17 protein-coding genes are annotated in these 20,787 nt (G+C 61.5%); 15 read left to right on the top strand and 2 right to left on the bottom strand.

Annotation, left to right across the window (positions count from 1 at the left end; all coding sequences use genetic code 11):
* Positions 1-12: 12 nt before the first annotated feature.
* From ACVCMJ_RS08560 to lpxC, 4 genes are all read left to right on the top strand, one after another.
* Positions 13-810: a cell division protein FtsQ/DivIB gene (locus ACVCMJ_RS08560; RefSeq protein WP_447081000.1), complete on the top strand. Its 798-nt coding sequence runs from the start codon at positions 13-15 to the stop codon at positions 808-810.
* Positions 807-2,033 carry a cell division protein FtsA gene (gene ftsA / locus ACVCMJ_RS08555; protein WP_447080999.1) on the top strand — a complete coding sequence of 409 codons (1,227 nt, stop codon included), beginning with the start codon at positions 807-809 and terminating at the stop codon, positions 2,031-2,033. The genes ACVCMJ_RS08560 and ftsA overlap by 4 nt, the downstream gene beginning before the upstream one ends.
* 110 nt (positions 2,034-2,143) lie before the next feature.
* A complete protein-coding gene (ftsZ, locus tag ACVCMJ_RS08550) occupies positions 2,144-3,316 on the top strand; it encodes a cell division protein FtsZ (protein WP_447080998.1) in 1,173 nt (390 codons plus the stop codon).
* Between the two features lie 247 nt (positions 3,317-3,563).
* Positions 3,564-4,487: a UDP-3-O-acyl-N-acetylglucosamine deacetylase gene (lpxC, locus tag ACVCMJ_RS08545; RefSeq protein WP_447082710.1), complete on the top strand. Its 924-nt coding sequence runs from the start codon at positions 3,564-3,566 to the stop codon at positions 4,485-4,487.
* Between the two features lie 105 nt (positions 4,488-4,592).
* Here lpxC and ACVCMJ_RS08540 read toward each other — a convergent pair whose 3' ends face one another.
* Positions 4,593-5,063, bottom strand: a complete 471-nt coding sequence (locus ACVCMJ_RS08540) for a DciA family protein (RefSeq protein ID WP_447080997.1) — start codon at positions 5,061-5,063, stop codon at positions 4,593-4,595.
* Between the two features lie 68 nt (positions 5,064-5,131).
* Here ACVCMJ_RS08540 and ACVCMJ_RS08535 point away from each other — a divergent pair, with 68 nt between their 5' ends.
* The 11 genes from ACVCMJ_RS08535 to ACVCMJ_RS08485 all read left to right on the top strand — a co-directional run bounded on the left by ACVCMJ_RS08535 (position 5,132) and on the right by ACVCMJ_RS08485 (position 19,235).
* Positions 5,132-6,061, top strand: a complete 930-nt coding sequence (locus ACVCMJ_RS08535) for a M23 family metallopeptidase (RefSeq protein WP_447080996.1) — start codon at positions 5,132-5,134, stop codon at positions 6,059-6,061.
* 101 nt (positions 6,062-6,162) lie between these two features.
* Entirely contained in the window at positions 6,163-8,919 is a 2,757-nt protein-coding gene (secA, locus tag ACVCMJ_RS08530) for a preprotein translocase subunit SecA (RefSeq protein ID WP_447080995.1), read from the top strand.
* 706 nt (positions 8,920-9,625) lie between these two features.
* Positions 9,626-10,396 (top strand): ABC transporter ATP-binding protein, encoded by a 771-nt coding sequence (locus tag ACVCMJ_RS08525; protein WP_447080994.1) that lies wholly within the window; start codon positions 9,626-9,628, stop codon positions 10,394-10,396.
* 53 nt (positions 10,397-10,449) lie between these two features.
* Positions 10,450-11,232 carry an ABC transporter permease gene (locus ACVCMJ_RS08520; protein WP_447080993.1) on the top strand — a complete coding sequence of 261 codons (783 nt, stop codon included), beginning with the start codon at positions 10,450-10,452 and terminating at the stop codon, positions 11,230-11,232.
* 18 nt (positions 11,233-11,250) lie between these two features.
* A complete protein-coding gene (locus ACVCMJ_RS08515; protein WP_447080992.1) occupies positions 11,251-12,216 on the top strand; it encodes an ABC transporter substrate-binding protein in 966 nt (321 codons plus the stop codon).
* The gene (locus tag ACVCMJ_RS08510; protein WP_447080991.1) at positions 12,217-13,548 is read left to right on the top strand and encodes a M20/M25/M40 family metallo-hydrolase; all 1,332 of its coding nucleotides are present in this window, start codon (positions 12,217-12,219) and stop codon (positions 13,546-13,548) included. It begins immediately after the preceding gene.
* Positions 13,549-13,655: 107 nt separating this feature from the next.
* Positions 13,656-14,696 (top strand): succinylglutamate desuccinylase/aspartoacylase family protein, encoded by a 1,041-nt coding sequence (locus tag ACVCMJ_RS08505; RefSeq protein WP_447080990.1) that lies wholly within the window; start codon positions 13,656-13,658, stop codon positions 14,694-14,696.
* Between the two features lie 65 nt (positions 14,697-14,761).
* Positions 14,762-16,069: an Ldh family oxidoreductase gene (locus tag ACVCMJ_RS08500; RefSeq protein WP_447080989.1), complete on the top strand. Its 1,308-nt coding sequence runs from the start codon at positions 14,762-14,764 to the stop codon at positions 16,067-16,069.
* Positions 16,069-17,235, top strand: a complete 1,167-nt coding sequence (locus ACVCMJ_RS08495; protein WP_447080988.1) for a UxaA family hydrolase — start codon at positions 16,069-16,071, stop codon at positions 17,233-17,235. Before ACVCMJ_RS08500 ends, ACVCMJ_RS08495 begins: the two co-directional genes overlap by 1 nt.
* 9 nt (positions 17,236-17,244) lie before the next feature.
* Positions 17,245-18,114, top strand: coding sequence for a transcriptional regulator CynR (cynR, locus tag ACVCMJ_RS08490; RefSeq protein WP_447080987.1), 870 nt, complete (start codon positions 17,245-17,247; stop codon positions 18,112-18,114).
* 125 nt (positions 18,115-18,239) lie between these two features.
* Positions 18,240-19,235, top strand: coding sequence for an asparaginase (locus ACVCMJ_RS08485; protein WP_447080986.1), 996 nt, complete (start codon positions 18,240-18,242; stop codon positions 19,233-19,235).
* 56 nt (positions 19,236-19,291) lie between these two features.
* On the opposite strand, the gene mgtE is transcribed toward ACVCMJ_RS08485, so the two are convergent.
* Positions 19,292-20,779 (bottom strand): magnesium transporter, encoded by a 1,488-nt coding sequence (gene mgtE, locus ACVCMJ_RS08480; RefSeq protein ID WP_447080985.1) that lies wholly within the window; start codon positions 20,777-20,779, stop codon positions 19,292-19,294.
* Positions 20,780-20,787: the final 8 nt, after the last annotated feature.

Here is a 20,787-nt window from a genome sequence, read left to right as displayed (position 1 = left end):
GGAGCACGGAACGTGTTTGCGGAAGCCCGCCTCACCAACCTGATTGCCAACCTGCTGGCGTTGCTGGCAGTGTTGGCCATCGTGGCCGGCGCGCTCATGTGGACCATCCGGCGCCCCTATTTCGCCATCGAACGCATCGAAATCGCTCCGCTCTCGGCTGCCGGCCTGCAGTACGTCACACCCCTGAGCCTGCAGACGGCGCTGGCCGGCCGTGTCGAGGGCAATTTCTTCCTCGTCAATCTGAACCAGGTGCGCCGCATGATCGAGACCACGCCGTGGGTGCGGCACGCCTCCGTGCAGCGCGTCTGGCCGGCCACCTTGCGCGTGCGCATCGAAGAAGAGCAGCCGCTGGCGTACTGGAATGAAAACCAAATGATCAACACGTGGGGGGAGGCCTTCACGGCGAACCGGGGCGAACTGCCCGACGACCTGAGCCTGCCGCAGTTGAATGGGCCGGCCAGCTCGGAGCGCCTGGTCGTGCAGCGCTATGCCGAGATCGCGCGCTGGTTCGCGCCGCTGGGACTGAGTGTGCGCGAGGCCACCCTGACCCCGCGCTACGCGTGGGAAGTCGTGCTGTCGGACGGCGTCCGCCTGACCCTGGGCCGCGATCCGGCAGCCGACACCACGGATCCTCACGGCCGTTCGGGGGCCCTGCCGTTTGCCGCGCGCATCGAGCGTTTCGTGCGCGCGTGGCCGGAGCTGACCCGCCGGCTGGGCACCCGCCTGATTGCGAGCGCTGATTTGCGCTACCCGAATGGATTTGCCATCACCCTGGCCCCTGAAAACAACGCCTCGAAGTCCAAATCATGACCCGTGACATCAAAGATCTGATCGTTGCACTCGATATCGGCACCAGCAAGGTGGTCGCCGTCGTCGCCGAGATCCTGCCGGATGGGGGGTTCGAGGTGCTCGGGCTCGGACAGCATCAGTCCGAGGGCATGCGAAAAGGCGTGGTCGTCAATATCGAGTCCACCGTCAACTCCATCCAGCGGGCGCTGGAGGAAGCGGAGCTCATGGCGGATTGCAAGATCCGCGAGGTCTACACGGGAATTGCGGGGAGCCACATCACCAGCTTCAACTCAAGCGGGATGGTGGCGGTGAAGGACAAGGAGGTCACGGCTACGGACGTGGCGCGGGTGATCGAGACGGCGAAGGCCGTGAACATCCCGACCGACCAGCAGGTGCTGCACGTCCTGACGCAGGAATTCATCGTCGATGCCCAGGAAGACATCCGCGAGCCCATCGGCATGAGCGGCATGCGTCTGGAAGTCCGCGTCCATATCGTGACGGGCGCGGTGAGCGCGGCCCAGAACATCGTCAAGTGCGTCCGCCGCTGCGGACTGGAAGTCCAGGACCTGATCCTGCAGCCGCTGGCCTCCAGTCTGTCCTGCCTGACAGTGGATGAAAAGGAACTGGGCGTGGTGCTGGTCGACATCGGCGGCGGCACCACCGACATTGCCATCTACACGGGTGGCGCGATCCGGCATACGTCCGTCATTCCGATTGCCGGGGACCAGGTGACCAGCGACATCGCCGCCATGTTGCGCACTCCCACGCCGGATGCGGAAGAAATCAAGCTGCGGTATGGCATCGCCAAACAGGTGCTGGTGGATGCCGAGGAAATGATCGAGGTCCCGGGGCTGGGCGACCGTCCGAATCGCAGTGTCAAGCGTCAGGCGCTGGGAGCGGTGATCGAGCCGCGTCTGGAAGAATTGTTCGGTTTCGTGCAGCAGGTCGTCCGGGAGTCCGGCTACGAGGAGCTGCTGTCGTCGGGAGTGGTGCTGACGGGCGGCACAGCGCTCATGCCGGGCATCGTGGAGCTGGCCGAGGATGTCTTTCTCAAGCCGGTCCGGGTGGCCGTTCCGATGTACGAGGGAAGTTTGTCCGACGTGATGCGCAATCCGCGCTTCGCGACGGTGATGGGCTTGTTGACCGAGGCGCGCATGCAGCGCGCTCGCGGCCGCAAGGTTGCGCAACAGAAAGGGGCGGTGAAATCCATTCTGGCGCGCATGAAGGAGTGGTTCATGAACTAGCCAGGTCGCCGAGAGGCGGTTGCCCGGGAGCGTGTCTCCCGGACGTAGTGGGCCAGTCATGGATTTTCAGGGGCAGTTGTTCTGTTTTTCAGTATGTGAGGGAGTCAGACATGATGAATTTCGAAATGTTGGATACCAGCCGCAACGGGACCGTGATCAAGGTCGTCGGCGTGGGAGGGGCGGGCGGCAATGCCGTCGCGCACATGATTCATTCCGGGGTCCAGGGCGTGGAATTCATTTGCGCCAACACGGATTCGCAGGCGCTGGTGACCAGCGAAGCTCCGGTGCAGATTCGCCTGGGCAGAACTGGCCTTGGGGCTGGCGCAAAGCCCGACCAGGGGCGGGCGGCAGCCGAAACAGCACGGGAGGAAATTCGCTCGGCCCTGACGGGGGCGCACATGGTCTTCATCACCGCCGGCATGGGGGGCGGGACGGGCACCGGGGCAGGTCCCGTAGTGGCCGAAGTCGCGAAGGAATTGGGCATTCTCACCGTGGGCGTGGTGACCAAGCCTTTCGTCTTCGAGGGCAACAAGCGCATGCGGCTGGCCGAGGAAGGCATCCGCGAGCTGTCGCGCCACGTGCATTCGCTGGTGGTGGTGCTCAATGAGAACCTGTATGAGCTGATGGACGAGGACGCCACTCAGGAGGATTGCTTCCGTGCCGCCGACGACGTGCTCCATAACGCGTGCGCGGGCATTGCCGAAATCATCAACGTGGAAGGCAATGTGAACGTGGACTTCGAGGACGTGAAGACCATCATGGGCGAGCAGGGCCAGGCCATGATGGGAACGGCCGTCGCTGCCGGGACGGAGCGCGCCCGCATAGCGGCCGAACAGGCGATCGCCTGCCCGCTGCTGGAAGGTGTGGACCTGCATGGCGCCCGCGGCATCCTGGTGAACATCACCGCAAGCCGCACCCTGAAGATGCGCGAAACGCGCGAGATCATGGAAACCATTCGTAGTTATGCGTCTGAGGATGCAACCGTGATCTTCGGGACGGCATACGAAGAGTCGATGGGCGAAAACCTGCGGGTGACGGTCGTGGCGACCGGACTCGGGGCTTCAATCAACCGGCCTCAACTGGTGTCCAGCAACGCCGAAGTCCAGCGCAACGGCACGGACAACATGCCCGTGGTCGGTGGCCATGACTTCGCCGGTACGGACGTTCCCTCGGTCATCCGGCATCGCGGCAATGCCAGTGCCACGGCCCAGGTCCGCGCGCTGGAAGGCGCAGGCATGGATCACTTCGATATCCCGGCCTTTCTGCGCAAGCAGGCAGACTGACCCTTTCGGTCAGGTTTTGTAGGCCCTCACAGTATGGCTGCGTATCCCCGCGGCCAGGCGTCTGACGCGCGTGCCCCTGCCCCCTGGGGGTATGCGCGTCTTCGCATGCCGGAAGGCCGCCACTGACGGTTTGATACGCAAACCGTGGGGCTGAAACATCGTGGAAAACCCTCAGACCGGTTACAATGACCCCATTCCGGCGGCTCGCGCCAGCGTCGTGCGTCTGCCTTTCAGAAAAAAGAAATCCATGCTCTTACAGCGCACCCTCAAACAAGCCATTTCCACCAAGGGCGTCGGCCTGCATTCGGGCCGCCGAGTGGAAATCACCTTGCGTCCGGCCGAGCCCAACACCGGCATTGTGTTTCACCGTGTGGACCTGCCGGAAATCGTCGATCTCCCGGCGCGTGCCGACGGGGTGGGCGACACTCGCATGGCGTCCGTCCTGCAACAGGGCTCGGTGCGTGTCTCCACCGTGGAGCATCTGATGTCGGCTCTGGCGGGGCTGGGCGTCGACAATCTGCACGTGGATCTGGATGCCGAAGAGGTCCCCATCATGGACGGCAGTGCCGGGACCTTCGTGTATCTGCTGCGTAGCGCGGGCCTGCTGGAGCAATCCGCGCCCAAGCGCTTCCTGCGCGTGCTCAAGCCGGTCGAAGTCCGGGAGGGCGAGGGCCCCGCGGCGAAATGGGCGAGGCTTGAACCCTACGATGGTTTTGCGCTGTCGTTCTCCATTGATTTCCGCCATCCTGCCATCGATGCGACCGCCAATGCGGCAGAGGTCGATTTTGCGCGGGACTCTTACGTGAAGACCATTGCCCGGGCTCGCACCTTCGGTTTTGCCAGCGAAGTCGAGGCACTGCGGTCCGTGGGGCTCGCCCGGGGCGGGAGTCTGGACAACGCCATCGTGCTCGATGAATACCGCGTTCTGAACTCGGACGGGCTGCGCTACGACGACGAATTCGTCAAGCACAAAATCCTGGACGCCATCGGCGACCTGTATCTGGCCGGCAAACCGCTGGTGGCCCGCTACTCGGCCTGCAAGTCGGGGCATGGCCTCAATAACCAGCTCGTTCGTGCGCTCCTGGCGCAACAGGACTGCTGGGAAAGCATCACGTACGAGTCGCCCGAACTCGCGCCGGCCGCATATACCCGCGATTGGAAGCTGGCCTGATCCGTCTTTTTGGCGATCTTGGGGCTGCGCTCCGTCCGGATCCGCTGTTCACCACCCTGCGGTGATTGCCGGCCGTCCGGCACGAACGCCGCGGCGGGCGCATCGTCAGCCCTTGTGGTGGATGATCAACCGGCGGATGGCGTCGGCCAGGGGGCCAGGGGCTACCTGGCCGCCCAGCGCTTCGAATGAGCGCAACGCTTCCGTCCCCAGGGGCTGGATTTCCCGTATGGGCTGTTGAGTCCTGTTCAGGTCCGGGCGGGCGTCGATCCGGACGACAATCTGTTCGATAGGCCAGCCGGCCTGCTGCAGCCGACGGATCATGGCCGCCGTCATCTGGCGCAGCCGGGCGGCGTGGGCGGCCCCGGGTACCACCACCGTCAGCACGGGTCCCTCCCGTTGTGCGGCCCGGATGCGCCGCCCGAGCGCCGGGGCCAGTGTGCCGGCCAGCACGGCCTGCAGCGCCAGCAGTTCATGGGCGGTTTGCAACAGGTCCGATCCCCTGGGGTGGCGACCCAGCCAGTCCAGGGCCGGCACGCCGGATTGGCGCGAGCGCTGGACAGGTGCTGTTTTGGACATGAGCGAGATTCTGATTGAAAAGATTTTCCAACGAAACGAGAGACCGTTTGCTGTCAGGACATTCTAGCGTGTGGCTGAAGACTGCCGGGGTTTGCGTGGCGCTCGCGCTCGCCGGGTATGCGGGGGCCCGCTGGCAGGCCGCCCAACAGGCGGCGCGGGCGGAAATCCCGCCACCGGTGCAGCTATCCCTGGTGGGAGAATCGGCACGGTTGCAGGGCGGCCTCGCAGACCTGGCCATCAGGGTCGGCAAATTGCAGGGGCGTCTGGCGGCCATGGAGGCGCTGGCAGCCCGCGTGGCCGAAACGGCCGGCCTGGACTATACGGCGCCGGAACTGGTGCCGGCTCCCCGGGGCGTCGCCGATGCGGGGGCCGGCGGAGACCATGCCGGATCTTCGGCCGGGCGGGACGCGGAAACGGGTACGGCCGAAGAACTGGGTCGGCACATGGATCGCCTGGCGCGGCGTCTGGCGCGCCAAGAGGATGCCTACACCCTGGTGGGATCGGCGCTTTCGCGTCAGTCCGGACGCCAGGCAGGTCTGCCGACGGCGGCTCCGGTCGATTATCCGTACCTGAGCTCTTCCTTTGGCTGGCGGCGCCACCCTGTGCACGGCCGGCAGGCCATGCACGAGGGCCTGGACTTCGTGGCTCCCCGCGGCGCCGGGATTCGGGCCGCATCGGGCGGGATGGTGGTCCGTGCCGGGCTGGTGCGAGGATATGGCAGGATGGTCGAGATCGACCATGGGAATGGCCTGCGCACTCGCTATGCGCACGCCTCGCGGGTGTTGGTCCGGGTGGGCGACATCGTCCGGCAGGGCGACCTGATCGCCCGCGTCGGCAGTACCGGGCGCTCCACCGGCACGCACCTCCACTTCGAGATCCGGATGGCGGATTATCCGCTGGATCCGACTCTTTTTATTCACCGGGGCGTCCGTACACTCACGGCGGGGGGCGAGATGCGGCTGACCCACGAGGGCCGGGTCGGCCATGCGGGGGGTTGATAGCTGCGTTAAACTGCAGCGTTTACCTGTGATCGCGTAGGCGGTTGCACCTGACAACTCTTCGGGTCCGATTCTTTGCTGGCCCCTCGCGACGACACATTATGGTTTCTCTGCTAAAAACAATTATCGGCAGCCGCAATGACCGGCTGCTGAAGCAGTATCGCAAACAGGTCGCGCAGATCAACGCGTTCGAACCCGCCATGCAGGGCCTGTCGGACGACGAGCTGAAGGCCAAGACCGACGAATTCCGCCAGCGCATCGCGGGCGGCAAGTCGCTGAATTCCCTGTTGCCAGAGGCCTTCGCCGTGGTGCGCGAGGCCAGCAAGCGCGTCTTTGGCATGCGGCACTTCGACGTGCAGATGATAGGCGCCATCGCCTTGCACAACGGCAAGATCGCCGAAATGAAGACCGGCGAGGGCAAGACGCTGATGGCCACTCTGGCCGTCTACCTGAATGCGCTAAATGGCCGGGGCGTGCACGTCGTGACCGTCAATGATTACCTGGCGCGCCGTGATGCCGAATGGATGGGACGCCTCTACGGTTTCCTGGGCATGACGGTGGGCGTCGTGGTTCCCCAGCAGGAAAACGACGAAAAGCGCGCTGCTTATCGGGCTGACATCACCTACGGCACCAACAACGAATACGGCTTCGATTATCTCCGGGACAACATGGAGTACCGGCCGGGTGACCGGCGCCAGCGCAGTCTGGCGTTTGCCATCGTGGACGAGGTGGACTCCATCCTGATCGACGAAGCGCGCACGCCGCTCATCATCTCCGGCCAGGCCGAAGACAACACCGAACTCTATGTGCGCATGAACGCGGTTCCCCCGCTCATGACGCGGATGACCGAGGAGCCCAAACCGCACGAGCCTGAACCCGAAGGCGACTTCTGGGTGGACGAAAAGGCACAGCAGGTCCACTTGTCCGAGGCCGGCCAGGTCAAGGCCGAGCAGATCATGGTGGACCGCGGCATCCTGCCCGAGGGCGAATCGCTCTACGATCCACGGCATATTGCGCTCATCCACCATCTGCTGGTGGCGCTGCGGGCCCATAATCTGTTCCATCGGGACCAGCAGTACGTGGTACAGAACGACGAAGTCATCATCGTGGACGAATTCACCGGCCGCCTGATGGTGGGGCGGCGCTGGTCGGACGGTCTGCACCAGGCCGTCGAGGCCAAGGAAGGCGTGCGCATCCAGAACGAGAACCAGACGCTGGCCTCGATCACGTTCCAGAATTACTTCCGCATGTATGACAAGCTGGCCGGGATGACCGGCACGGCGGATACGGAAGCCTACGAGTTCCAGGAGATCTACGGTCTGGAAACCGTGATCATTCCGACCAATCGGCCGATGGCCCGCAAGGACCAGAACGACCAGGTCTTCAAGACGGACGCCGAAAAATACCAGGCCATCCTCGCCGATATCGTGGATTGCCACAAGCGCGGCCAGCCGGTGCTGGTGGGCACCACCAGCATCGAAAACTCCGAGCGGTTGTCGGCGGCGCTGGAAAAAGCGGGGCTGCCGCACGATGTGCTCAATGCGAAGCAGCACGCGCGCGAGGCCGTCATCGTCGCCGAAGCGGGCAAGCCTGGGCACATCACGATCGCTACCAACATGGCCGGCCGCGGAACCGACATCGTGCTGGGCGGCAGCGTGGACAAGCAGATCGACCTGGTGCGCGCCGACGCCGAGCTGTCCGCTGCGGACAAGGAAGCACGCGTGGCCCAGATCCGCGCCGAGTGGGCGCCGGCGAACGAGGCCGTCAAGCAGGCAGGCGGGTTGCGCATCGTCGGCACCGAGCGCCATGAATCGCGGCGCATCGACAATCAGCTCCGCGGCCGCGCCGGCCGCCAGGGCGACCCGGGATCGTCGCGCTTCTATCTGTCATTGGAAGACTCGCTGATGCGGATCTTCGCGGGCGACCGCGTGCGCGCCATCATGGAGCGTCTGAAGCTGCCCGAGGGTGAGCCTATCGAGGCGCGCATGGTATCGCGTTCCATCGAGTCGGCGCAGCGCAAGGTCGAGGCCCGCAACTTCGACATCCGCAAGCAATTGCTGGAATACGATGACGTGGCCAACGACCAGCGCAAGGTACTCTACTCGCAGCGCAACGAGGTCCTGGAATCGGAGTCCGTGGCCGACACCATTGCCAATCTGCGCGATGCCGAAATCACCTCGGTGTTCCGGCACTACATTCCTGAAGAAACCATGGAAGAGCAGTGGGATGTGCCGGCGCTGCAGTCGGCGCTGGAGTCCGACTGGGGCATCGCCATGCCCCTGGCGGAGATGCTCGAGAAGGAGCCCAATCTCACCGACGATGACCTGCATGACCGCGTCGTGGCCGAGGCGCGCCGGCTCTACCAGGAAAAGGTCGATCTGGTGGGCCATGAAGGCTGGGAACCGTTCGAGCGATCCGTGCTCTTGCAGGCGTTGGACACGAACTGGCGCAGTCATCTGGCGTCCCTGGATCACTTGCGCCAGGGCATCCATCTGCGAGGCTATGCCCAGGTTGATCCCAAGCAGGCGTACAAGCGCGAGGCCTTCACCCTGTTCTCGGATATGCTGGATCGCATTCGTACCGAGACCGTCCGGGTCCTCCTGACCGTGCGCATCGAATCCCGGGAGCAGGTCGAGGTCGAGGAACCCGCTGCGCCGGCGCTCGAGAACGTGCGCTACCACCATGCCGATTACGATGCGGCGCTTCGCGGCGAGGACCCCGGCCTGGATCAGGAGCAGGACGTGGCGGTTGCCCGGCGGCCCGAGCCGCCCGGCGGATACCCGCGCGTGGGACGCAACGATCCCTGCCCATGCGGCAGTGGGAAGAAGTACAAGCATTGCCACGGGCGGCTGGCCTAGGGGCCGGGCGGTGTCCGACTCCGCGTTCCGGAGGCTCACCTGGTTTTATCGGGTCGGGGCCACCTTGGCCTGACCCGGTCGTAGCTGGGCCGCCCCCGTAATGCCAGCCTTCCGAACGGAAGGCTGGCTCGCAAGGGGCGCGAGCGCCGGGCCTGAATCGCAGATGCCGCCCTTGGCGCAGCAAGCGTTCAGCGGGCCGATACGGAAAATCTCAATAAAGCCGGATCCGGGACTCCCACCGTCCCGGTTCCGGCTTTATTGTTCACGTTCCCTGCCGGCGGCAAAAGAGCCTTTGCCGCTCGATGACGCCGGGGTGCAAGACCCTGTCCGCGGGCTCCGCAGGCCGATCGTCAGTGACGAGGACGTCACACGGGACCTCTTTGACCCGAAGGAGGGACGGCCCTTGTTCCGCGGATCCCCTGGGGTCCAATTCATCGATGCCATCTATCGAAAACATCAAAATAAAGAATTTGATTTATATAGTGGCGTCCGCTAATCTACGCAAAACAATATCGAGGCGATGCTTTCGCCGCCAACAATAAGAACAAGCTTCACAGCCAAAAATAGAGCCGTGCCCCAAATACTCTAGCCGTCTTCGCTAGAGCGTCTGCTGTAACACTTCCGATTCTGCTGCAGTTTCACGTTTTGCAGAACTATCCAAAAAAGGTGGTTGAGCTTGGACGCATCTACCCTAATGAAGCCCGCCATGAAAAAAACCGCAAATCGGGTGGTTGAGCTTGAGAACGTCGACTACGCCATCGCGGGGCGGGAAGAACCCATACTGAGTGACATCTCTTTGACGGTTGGAGAGGGTGAGTTCGTGTGCATCCTTGGCCCCAGCGGATGCGGGAAGAGCACGCTGCTTTACATCATCGCCGGGTTCATCAAACCCGCGTGTGGCAAGATCAGGACGGGTCTCAAATTACAGGAAGCCGGGACCGACACAATAATGGTCTTTCAGGACGCAAATGCCGCGTTATTCCCCTGGATGACAGTAAGTCAGAATGTCGATTATGGGCTGCGGCGCAATGGAAAGAGCCGTTCGAGAGGAGAGGCGTCCAACGCCTCAAGAAGACATGAACTGCTCGACCTTGTGAGGCTGATTGGACATGAAGACAAATATCCACACCAGCTGTCGGGGGGCATGAAGCAACGCCTTCAATTGGCCAGGGTGTTGTCCGTACAGCGACCCATCCTGCTGATGGACGAGCCACTGGCTGCGCTGGACGCGCTGTCGAAGGTCCAACTGGAGCGTGAAATCCGGGAAATGTCTCTGGGCAAGGGCACGACGGTCATCTATGTCACCCATGATGTTCAAGAGGCCGCACTGTTGGCGGACCGCGTCCTGGTCATGAGCAGAGGGCCTGCTTCCAGAATCGCACACGATGTTCCCAGCACGGTGATCAATCGACAGATCGGAGATCCCAAGGTCGCTGAATATGCGGGGCTTCTGTACAGCCTGGTGACGGGACAGTGAAGCGATCAGAAAAATCCTGACTTTAGAAAAACCCAGTAATTGGAGGAGGTCTTATGAAATTGATGTCCTCGCTTTTCTCGAGCAATCGAAGCCTCGCGGATCTGGCCGTAGCGGTTGTGGTGATGCTTCTTGTCTGGTGGGCAATATCGATTGCTGCCAATCCCATCCTTTTTCCCTCGCCATTCCTGGTTTTCCACACGGCGATGGAAATGGCGAAATCCGGTTCGCTATGGGCAGATGCATCCATCACGACTGCCCGAGTCATCGTCGGATACGTTCTCGGTGTGATCGGCGGAGTGGCTATCGGCATTCTGATTGGCCGGCTGCACTGTATCGGTCGTTACGTCGAACCTTTGATCGGGTTCATTCGCACCATACCGCCGGTTGCGATCATACCTCTGGCCGTAATCTGGTTCGGTATTGGAGAGACAAGCAAGTATTTCGTGGTGTTCTATGGAACCATCTTCGTGGTTGTGTACAACGTGATTGACGGGGCGCGCAATGTACCTATAACGAGGTTGCTGGCGGCAAGAAGCCTTGGCGCTTCACCCCTCCAGGAGTTCGTGGATATCGTGATGCCAAGCCTGGTCCCCGCCATTTGGACCGGCATGAAGACAGCGGTGGGCTTTGCCTTCATGGCAGTTGTCGCTGCGGAGCTGATTGCGGCAAGAAGCGGCATAGGCAATCTCATCATGCAATCAAGGACGTTGCTCGAAACGGATCGTATGTTCGTCGGCCTTGCGGCGCTCGCGACGATGGGAGGCGCCGCCGATTGGGCATTCGGCAAGGTTGGGAGGAGGTTGTTGTTTCGCTATTTGGACTACCTGAAGCACTGACAAGTCAAGGGGAAGATCATGATCAAGCGTCTTTTGTTGCTACTGATTCTGTTGAAAGTGACCATTGTTGCAAGCGCGGCGGGCGCCCCTGGGGCGGACAAGCCGATAGATTTATTCGTCGGCACGCAGCCCTTTACAACGGTGTTCGTGGCTGAAAAAGAAGGATATTTCGCGAAACGAGGGGTAAATGTTCGGGTTCACCGCTTTTCCAGCGGTACCGGGGCCACCGAAGCGTTCAGGGCGGCGGGTGCGGGTTTATTTGTCGCTGGAGATATGCCGTCGATACTGGCTTGGGAGCACGGAGACGTCATGGGTGTTGCCCCGGTTTCCAATGATACGACGACTTTTTCGTTGGTAGTGGGGCCGGGAATCAAGACTGCGGCGGACTTGGTGGGCAAGAAATTGGCGACGGTGCAAGGATCCACCGGAGACATTTTCATCCGTTCCTATCTGGAAGAAAACCACATTGCCCCCGGCAAGGTGGAGATCCTCAATCTGGGCCCGGGAGACTTCATCGCGGCGTTGCTGAAGAAGGAGATCGATGGTTTCGCCTGGCTCGGCCCCGAAACGAGGAACGCTCTCAAGGTCGTCAAAGGGAGCGGACTATTGCAGGACGGGACGAAGGGCTATGTTGTCAACCATATTATTCTGAGCGCCACCAAAAACCTCCTCGCCGACAACAGGGATGGCGTTGTGAAGGTCGTTCAGGCCCTCTTGGACGCTCAAGAGATGACGCTTGGAAGGCCGGCGGAAGCGGCGGCCGACGTGGTCCATATAACGGGGATGAAAGAATCTCAGGCGCGAGACGACATCGACCGGATCCATTACGACATGACGTTCACGAAGGATTTCAGACAGGAGATGAACAATATCATCGGGATCGCATATAAAGCGCGCTTTATAAAGAAGCAGACTGACGTCGGAAGCATGTTCGATACAGGCCCGCTGGCGACGGTATCGAAGAAACTCGTGGAGGGTGATTGAATGAAAAATGCAACTGATGCTTCCGGGAGCGTTGATTGGCTCTCTTTGGTCGATGACAGCCTGATCGAATCGCTGGCGAGGAAGATCATCGAGACTCCGAGCCCGACCGGCCATGAGGGCGACATGGCCCGGATGCTCGGGGAAGCGATGCGCAGCCTTTCGTTGGATGTGTCGTATCAACCCATCTATGACGATCGGATCAACGTCGTGGGAAGCTGGTGCGGCACCCAACCCGGGCCGACGATATTGCTTTCGGGGCACATGGACACCTCCGTTTCTGGCGACGAGGAGTGGTTGCAGGGGAGTGGCTGGAAGAACGTTGCGACCTTCGAAGATGGCTGGGTTTATGGAAATGGGATCTTCAATATGAAGGGGGCATTCGTTTCCTATCTGGCAATGATCGATGCGCTCCAGAAGGCAAACTTCGATCTCCGCGGGAAAATCGTGGTGGCGGGCGTAGTCGGAGAGATTGAACTGAGTCCGGTCGACGAATTCCAGGGTAAGGAATACGACAGTTACGGCGTGGGGACGAGATTTCTGTTGAATCATGGGGTGGCGGCGGATTATCACATATTGGGTGAACCATCGGCACTGACCCCGCTTACCGGCATGATGGGTACAGTGTGGGTCAAGATGACGACATATGGCGACTTCGTGCACACGGCGTTTTCAGGAGAGCATCAGGACGCGATTCTGAACGGCGAAAAATTGTGGCGGGCGCTTAGGGGTTGGAGAGAGAAATTCATCGACGAATTTTCCGTGAGTTCCGTGCGGGCCAAGATAAACAGGGCGGCCGTTCGTGGTGGCCTGCCTTGGCGCGCCGCACGAACCGCCGCCCAATACAGTCAGTACCTTGACGTGCGCTTCAATCCCGCGGTACCACCGATCGATATACAAAGAGAGATCGCCGAAGGGATAAAGAGCGCAGCCGACAGTATTGGGATACCGAACGTTGATGTGCAGTTTTATATGTCAAGACCGGGCACGAGAATACCTTCTTGTCATCCTCTTGTCTCCACGATAGCGGCCAGTCACGAGGATGTCACCGGAGAGAAAGCAAATGTGCAGTTTGCTCCACCTTTGTGCACGGACGCGATCGATGCGAATCGCCTCGGGATACCTACCGTCGTATACGGCCCCGCTGGCAGAGCAGCGTCCGGGCAGAGGGATATCAGCCGGGACCCCAGGGCAGCTCAGGGTGAAGGCGTGAGATTGCATGATTTGAAATTGGCGGCAGCGGTTTATGCGGAGACGGTGAGAAGGTTGACGGCAAAAAGCATGGAGGAAATGTACGCGGAGCGTCTGCCCATGCCCTCCGTCTCCGTCGAGTAGGGGCCTGTCGACGCGCGGGTCGCGGCCGTCGCGCGTTTTCAGATGGCGTGAACTCCCAGGGGAATTTTCCGTGGAAACGAACACCCGAAAATTTCCCTGAACATTCATTGGCATTGATTGAGGTCATTATGGGAAAAATCTCTGTTCTGAACGAATACCGTGATGTCGGGCGCAGCGTGGTCAGCGTGCCCATCACCGAGACTTCTTCCGGGCACCGGCTTGCCGCTACGATACATATCGTCCGTGGGAAACATGACGGCCCGACGATGGTTGTAGCAGGCGGTATGCACGGGGATGAATTCGGTTCTTTCCCTGTCATCCGGAACTTCCTGGATTCGCTGGTGCCGGAAAACATGAAGGGAACGGTGGTCGCGCTTCCCGTGGCAAACCCGTTGGCGTTGGGGATGATGTCCCGGTTCACCCCGGACATGCACGGAAATACCGACCTGCATGCCGCGTTTCCAGGTGCCGAGAAGGGCACGCTGACCCAGAAGATTGCGGCAGCGATAGATGCCAGCATCATCGACGGTTTGACCGCCGATGACCTGTTCGTTGATATTCACTCGGGTGGCGCGGGCGGAAGACTGCAGTTCAGGGTGGATTACGATAACAAGTTGAAAGAAGATCTGAAGTCCCGGGTCGTTGAATTATGCAGAGCATTCGGCACTTATCTCATTCACGAGAATAACCTTGCCGGGACGTCGTCGCGGCTGGCCAATTCTCGAGGAGTTCCTACGGTCAATGTGGAGGTTGGCGGATCGTATCTGGACGAGCCCGCGGAGGCCGAATTCACGGAAAAGGGTGTTCGTGGTCTCCATTCGCTCGCGTCGTTCATCGGCATCGTTGACGGAACCCCGTTGTACCGCCCGGAGCAGTGGGTTTACGACACGGCGAATCGTATAGAGGTCAATCCAAAGGCGGGTGGCTATCTGGTTTCGCGCAAACCCGACATCACGGATCTGGATCAGCTGATCGCTCGCGGTACCTTGCTGGGCGAGGTGGTGAATCCGTACACGCTGGAGGTAGTGGATCAGTTGACTGCGCCTGTCGATGGGTTTCTGTTTTTCACTCGTCGATCCGGGATCGTGGAAGCGGGCGCCAAGGTTTATGGCTTGGCCCAACATAGCGGGGCGGTATGTCTAAGATAGCACTGCAGCTCGATGCGAGGGACTCGGTTGCGAGCGTTTTGGCAGACGTGGCCGTCGGAGATATCGTGGATGTGCGTCAACCGGATGGCGGCTGCTGTCAAATTACAGCCGCCGACCCGGTGCCCTTTGGCCACAAGATCGCGTTGAGGCGCATCGATGCCGGCTCGACCATTTTGAAATACGGTGTGCCCATCGGGCGTGCCACACGTGCGGCGGATACGGGGCACCATATCCATGTACATAATGTGGCGGGCTTTGTGGGATCGGGGACTCCTGCTGCCGATGGCATGCCGGATTCTCATACCGACGAAGGGTCGGTGGCGTACGACGTGGCGGCCTTGAAAGCCTGGGTGCAAAACGTCAGCGCCGAGTTTGGAGTTGCAGCGGACGCTGCGGGAGACCTCGCGGAATCAATCATCGAGGCAGAACTCTGTGGGGTGAAGACACATGGGCTGCGCCGTCTGGCAGCCTATGTGAAACGCATATGCGATGGCGCCGTCGATGGAACGGCCACGCCCCAGTTGTCGAGCAATGGTCCCCTGGTCGAGGTGGACGGCAAGAATGGCATTGGCGCGCACATTCTCAGAGTCTCCACTGATGCGGCGATTGAAATTGCCCGTTCTGCGGGAATTGGCCTGGCCCTCGTGCGCAACAGCAATCATGCGGGGGCGATTGGATGGGCGGCAGACCGCATTGCCGCCCATGGAATGATCGGCGTCGTCATCAGCAATGGCCCCCCTCTGATCGCCCCTCCTGGGGGGGCTGCCCCATTTGTCAGCAATTCGCCGATTGCCATATCGGCACCTCTGCCTGATGGCGACGTGTTTCAGGTTGACATGGCGACAAGCATGGCGTCGCGCGACAAGATCAGGAGCGCGGCCGAAATGGGTTCGGCAATACCGGCCGGCTGGGCGCTGGATTCCGCGGGGTGTCCGACCCAGGACGCAGCCGCCGCGATGAGCGGGACACTGTTGCCCATCGGGGGACCAGCGCGCGGGTTCGCCCTGATCCTGGGCCTTGAGATTTTGGCTGGCCTGCTGCCCAATGCGTTGACTGACGTCCTTGTGTCCTCCAAGGAAAGCGGTGCGAAACCGGAGGGAGTCGGACATTTCGTTCTGGCGATAGATCCGGCGCATCTGTCCGCGGGGCATTCGTTGCCGCAGCGCTTGGCGCGTATGGAACAGCGTCTTCTGGACTTACCGCGTCTTCCCGCGGCGGTCGGCCCGAGATTGCCCGGGCGTGGGCGGCAAGGACGAAAACAGGCTGCTCGGCAAAACGGAATCATCGTTCCAGAGGCCACTCTAAGGGCGCTTGCCGGTCTGGCGGATCGGTCAGGCTGCCCGCTGCCACCAGAAAAGCGGAGCGTACTCTAATGAAAAAATCGACTTTTGCTCGTTTGACCGGGTACCAGCGTCCCGATGGAACGTTCGGCGTCCGTAACAAGGTGCTGGTCATGGCGGCCGCTGACAACGTGAATCGGCTGGCGCAGGCGATTTCCGATGCGACTCCCGGCAGTGTGTTCATCCCTGCGACGTTTGGCCGCGGGCAGCTCGGGGAGGATCTCGAAGTAACCCTCCGTACTCAGAGCCACATTGCCGGCCACCCCAACGTGTCCGATACGCTGATCGTTTCTTTCGAATCGGCGTCGGCTGAGAGGATTGCAGAGAGGACCGAGCGCCTTGGGCGGAGGGCGAAATGCCTCTCGCTGCTTGACAGTCATGGGCACCATGCCGCACTTGCAAAGGGGGTGCGAATAGTGACTGAAATGCTGCATGCCGCAGCAAAGGGACGAAAGAGACCCATGCCGATCTCGGCATTGACCGTCGGCTTGGAATGCGGTGGATCGGATGCCACGTCCGGCCTGGTGTCGAATCCGGCGATCGGGCTGGTTACTGACGAGCTGGTTGAAGCCGGTGCGACCGCCGTGTTTTCTGAACCTATAGAACTTGTGGGATGTGAGCCAATTCTGGATAACCGAACCGATGCGGCCGTTGCGGCTCGAATACGCGGTGTGATCGCAAGATACGAAGATATTGCGAACAAGGCCGGTGTGGACTTGGTCGGCATCAATCCAACCGCCGACAATATCGCAGGCGGATTGACAACGATTGAGGAAAAATCGATGGGGGCGCTTGCCAAAACCGGCACTGTGCGCATTGAAGGCGTGGTGGATTACGGAGAGCGCGTCGCTTGGGCAGGGTTATGGTTGATGGCCGCCCCCGCAGCCGCGATTGAGAACATCGTCGCCCTCAGTGCGGGCGGCTGCCAGGCGATTCTGTTCTCCAGTGGCAGTGGCAACCCGAGCGGAAGTGCTGTGTCGCCTACACTGAAGATATGCGCGAACCCGATCAGTTGCGAGACCATGAGGGAGCACGTTGACGTCGACCTGTCTGATGTCCTGGAGGGTGGCACGAGCATGGAAGGGGCGAAAGAGAGGATTATCGAAAGCCTTGTCGGGGTGCTGTCCGGGAATGAAACGACTGCCGATATTCTCGGATATACGGAAACACGCATCAGCAGGCTGGGGTTGTCGGTCTGAGAGGCGAAAATGGAACTCAGGCATATCCGTTATTTCCTCGCCGCTGCACGTTCGCAAAGCTTCACGGTTGCCGCGGATTATTTGCATCTCACGCAGCCCACTCTGTCGCATCAGATCAGGCAGCTGGAGGAAGAAATCGGCTGTAATTTGTTCGACCGTATCGGAAGGACCGTGCGCCTGACGCAAGCGGGCGAGCTGTTCTGCGAGTACGCAAAGCGGATACTTCAGGACGTGGATTCCGCGACTGACGCCATATGCGATTTAGGTAATCTCAAGCACGGAAAACTGACCATTGGCGTTTTTTCCTCATTTGGCGCATCCCTGCTTCCACCGGTCCTGGCTCGCTTTTCGGCGACTTATCCCGGGATAAAAGTCACGATATTGGAGCTTCCGACGGGTGAACTGGAAAAGAGGCTGCGTGAAGGGGAACTCAGTTTCGGAATCGCTTATGGGCCGCCCGCGGGGGATCAGGTGACGGCGATCGAGATGTTCAGGGAGCGGCTGGCGCTGATCGTGGGCTCTTCGCACCCGCTCCATGACGAGCCGTCCGTGGACCTGAGCGAGTTGAGAAAATATGGCCTTATTATGCTTACGCACGAATATATTTCCAGGGGCCTTGTGGAGGCGGCATTTACCACGAACGGCCTGAAACCTCACATCGTAATGGAAATGAATTCGATCGAGGCTATTTTGCAGACCGTGTGCTGCAGTAATCTCGGTGCGATTCTCCCGGAACGTATGGTGCGTTCGATTGCAGGCTTGCGCGCAGTGCCGCTTACACCCCCCATTGTGCGCACGGTGTCCCTGTTCGCCCGGCAGGATGCCAGTTTCTCCGCTGCCGCGAGCGCGATGGCGGAGATGATCAAGGACAGCTTCTAGCGCGCTGTCACCTCGAAGTGTTCAGCCGTCACGGCGTAGTCAATCGTGCGGCGGGTTGGACGTCCGCTCATGGCTTTGGGCCGGCGAATCAGGAAGGCTGGGGATATGTGATGATGAAATCGCCCGTGACCGTTCTAGCCCTCGGCGGCACGATCGCCATGACGGCTGGTGAAGAAGGCGGAGTGGTGCCGACTCTGAGCGGAGAGAGCCTGGTGGCCGCGGTGCCGGGGCTGGAAGATGTCGCTGAGGTCGACGCATGGTCTTTCCGGCAGCTTCCAGGCGCTCATCTCCGATATGAGGATCTGGAGAAGCTGGCGGAGACCATCGGCGGCCTCGAAGCGAGTGGTCAGCGCGGAGTTGTCGTGACACAGGGAACCGACACGATAGAGGAAACAGCATTTGCTCTGGACCGGTTGCTCGAGCCGGGGATGCCTGTGGTCGTCACTGGCGCAATGCGCAACCCGACGGTTGCGGGGGCGGACGGGCCGGCCAATCTGCTGGGGGCGATTCGGGTCGCGGTCAGCGATGAGGCCCGTGGTAGCGGATGTCTGGTCGTTCTGAACGATGAGATCCATGCGGCACGCTTCGTGCGCAAGACCCACACGAGCCGCCTGGACGCCTTCAGGTCGCCGCTTTGTGGACGGATTGGCTGGGTGAGCGAGGGCCTGGTGCAGATGGGCTGTGCACTTCCGAGGGTTCCGGCCATCCCGATGACGGGGGTGGGATCGGGCAAACGCACGGCGCTGGTGACGATTGCCATGGGCGATGATGGCGACCCGATCAGGGCTCTGGAGTCCTTAAGGTACGACGGTCTGGTTGTGGAGGCGACCGGAGGTGGGCACGTCCCACCAGACGTGGCCGACGCGCTGGGGGAAGTTGCCCAAAGGATTCCGGTGGTACTTGCTTCTCGGGCGGGGGCTGGCCAGGTGTTGGAGAAGACATATGGGTTTCCGGGCAGCGAGATTGATCTTCAACGGCGCGGCTTGATTCGGGCTGGCTGGCTCGATGGACTCAAGGCCAAAGTGCTGCTCACGTTGCTGTTGCGGCATGGCGTGGGAGGCTATGACGCCGTCTGCGAGGCGTTCCGGCCATGGGGTGGGGGTGGCGGGAAGGCGCCGTGAAGGGATTCCGGATCGCGCATTCGGCCGGTTCATTGGCGGCCGATCTTTCCCGCCCGTTACAGCAGAAAGACTGTCGCGAGGCCGAGGAACAGGAAAAAGCCCAGAGAGTCCGTGGCGAACGTCAGCAGCACCGACGATCCCACGGCCGGGTCCTTGCCGAACCGGTCCCGCAGCAGCGGGATCAGCACCCCCAGCGCCGCGCCAATCAGCATGTTGCCCACCATGGCGGCCATCATGACGCCGGCGACGGCGTAGGACCCCGAGATCAACCACGCAAACGTGGCGGCCACCAGGCTGCCGCAGGCGCCCACCATGAAGGTCACTTGAAGCTCCCGCCGGACCAGCGGCCAAAGGTTCGACCCGGTGACGCGGCCCGTGGCCATCGCGCGGATGATCATGGTCATGGTCTGGTTGCCGGAATTCCCGCCGATCCCCGCCACGATGGACATCAGGAACGCCAGGATGACGATGTGGCTCACCGTGTCCTCGAAGCGGGATGCAACGAACGATGCGGTGGAAGCCGTACACAGATTGATGAGCAGCCAGGGCGCCCGGTTGCGCAGCGCCGCCAGCGCCGGCGCGAATATGTCTTCTTCCTGCAGGCCGGCCCGCGACAGCTGTTGCTCCTGTGAATCTTCCCGCAGCACGTCAACCACCTCGTCGATGGTGACCCGGCCGATCAGTCGCCCCTGTTCGTCCACCACCGGCGCGGACACCAGATCGTAGCGCTCGAACGCGCCGGCGGCGTCGGTGTCCGAATCCGCGGGGTTGAGACTCAGCACGTCCGGTTCCATGGCGGTGCTGACCAGGGTGTCGGGTTCGCTCAGCAACAGCCGTGACAGTGACAGCGTGCCGCGCAACAGATCGTTGCGGTCCACCACGAAGATCTGGTCCGTGTGATCGGGCAGTTCGTGCAGGCGGCGCAGATAGCGAAGCACCACCTCCAGCGTCACGTCTTCGCGCACGCGCACCATGTCGAAGTCCATGATGGCGCCCACGGTGTCCTCCGGGTAGCCCATGGCGGCCACGAGCTGCGCGCGTTCGGCATCAGTCAGGCCCTTCTGCACTTCGGTCATGACTCCGGCGGGCAGATCGGGGGCCAGATCGGCGATCTCGTCCGCGTCCATGGTGCCGGTGGCGGCGATCAGGTCCTCATGATCCATGGACTCGATCAACGACTCCCGGACCCAGTCCTCCACCTCCAGCAGCACGTCGGCGTCGTACTCCTGGGCGACGAGCTGCCAGACCGCCTGCCGTTCGTGGACGGGCAGCGATTCCAGGATGAAGGCGATGTCGGCGGGATGCAGAGCGTTGATGATCTGGCGGATCTCGTCCTCGTGCTGGCGCAGCAGCATGCCTTCGAGGAGATTGGATCCGTCTTCGTCTTCCGTGCCGCGCTGGCGTTGTGCGAGCGCCTCCACGACCTCCTGGCGTTTCAGGATGGCCTGCAGCTCCTGCAAGGCAAGTTGGGCGTCCTCGGGGTCCAGGCGGCGCGGAACGATGACCGGGTGGGCCGGTTCCAGGCCGGGTTGCTCGTCAGCCATGAGGGCGG

The sequence above is a fragment of the Castellaniella sp. UC4447_H14 genome (assembly GCF_052978285.1).
This window is presented reverse-complemented; position numbering and strand designations above follow the sequence as displayed.

Bases quoted from the DNA above. Each gene is read 5' to 3' on its own strand.
- ftsA (WP_447080999.1), top strand. From the start codon at position 807: ATGACCCGTGACATCAAAGATCTGATCGTTGCACTCGATATCGGCACC.
- ftsZ (WP_447080998.1), top strand. From the start codon at position 2,144: ATGATGAATTTCGAAATGTTGGATACCAGCCGCAACGGGACCGTGATC.
- lpxC (WP_447082710.1), top strand. From the start codon at position 3,564: ATGCTCTTACAGCGCACCCTCAAACAAGCCATTTCCACCAAGGGCGTC.
- ACVCMJ_RS08540 (WP_447080997.1), bottom strand. From the start codon at position 5,063: ATGTCCAAAACAGCACCTGTCCAGCGCTCGCGCCAATCCGGCGTGCCG.
- secA (WP_447080995.1), top strand. From the start codon at position 6,163: ATGGTTTCTCTGCTAAAAACAATTATCGGCAGCCGCAATGACCGGCTG.
- ACVCMJ_RS08525 (WP_447080994.1), top strand. From the start codon at position 9,626: ATGAAAAAAACCGCAAATCGGGTGGTTGAGCTTGAGAACGTCGACTAC.
- ACVCMJ_RS08520 (WP_447080993.1), top strand. From the start codon at position 10,450: ATGAAATTGATGTCCTCGCTTTTCTCGAGCAATCGAAGCCTCGCGGAT.
- ACVCMJ_RS08515 (WP_447080992.1), top strand. From the start codon at position 11,251: ATGATCAAGCGTCTTTTGTTGCTACTGATTCTGTTGAAAGTGACCATT.
- ACVCMJ_RS08510 (WP_447080991.1), top strand. From the start codon at position 12,217: ATGAAAAATGCAACTGATGCTTCCGGGAGCGTTGATTGGCTCTCTTTG.
- ACVCMJ_RS08495 (WP_447080988.1), top strand. From the start codon at position 16,069: ATGAAAAAATCGACTTTTGCTCGTTTGACCGGGTACCAGCGTCCCGAT.
- cynR (WP_447080987.1), top strand. From the start codon at position 17,245: ATGGAACTCAGGCATATCCGTTATTTCCTCGCCGCTGCACGTTCGCAA.
- mgtE (WP_447080985.1), bottom strand. From the start codon at position 20,779: ATGGCTGACGAGCAACCCGGCCTGGAACCGGCCCACCCGGTCATCGTT.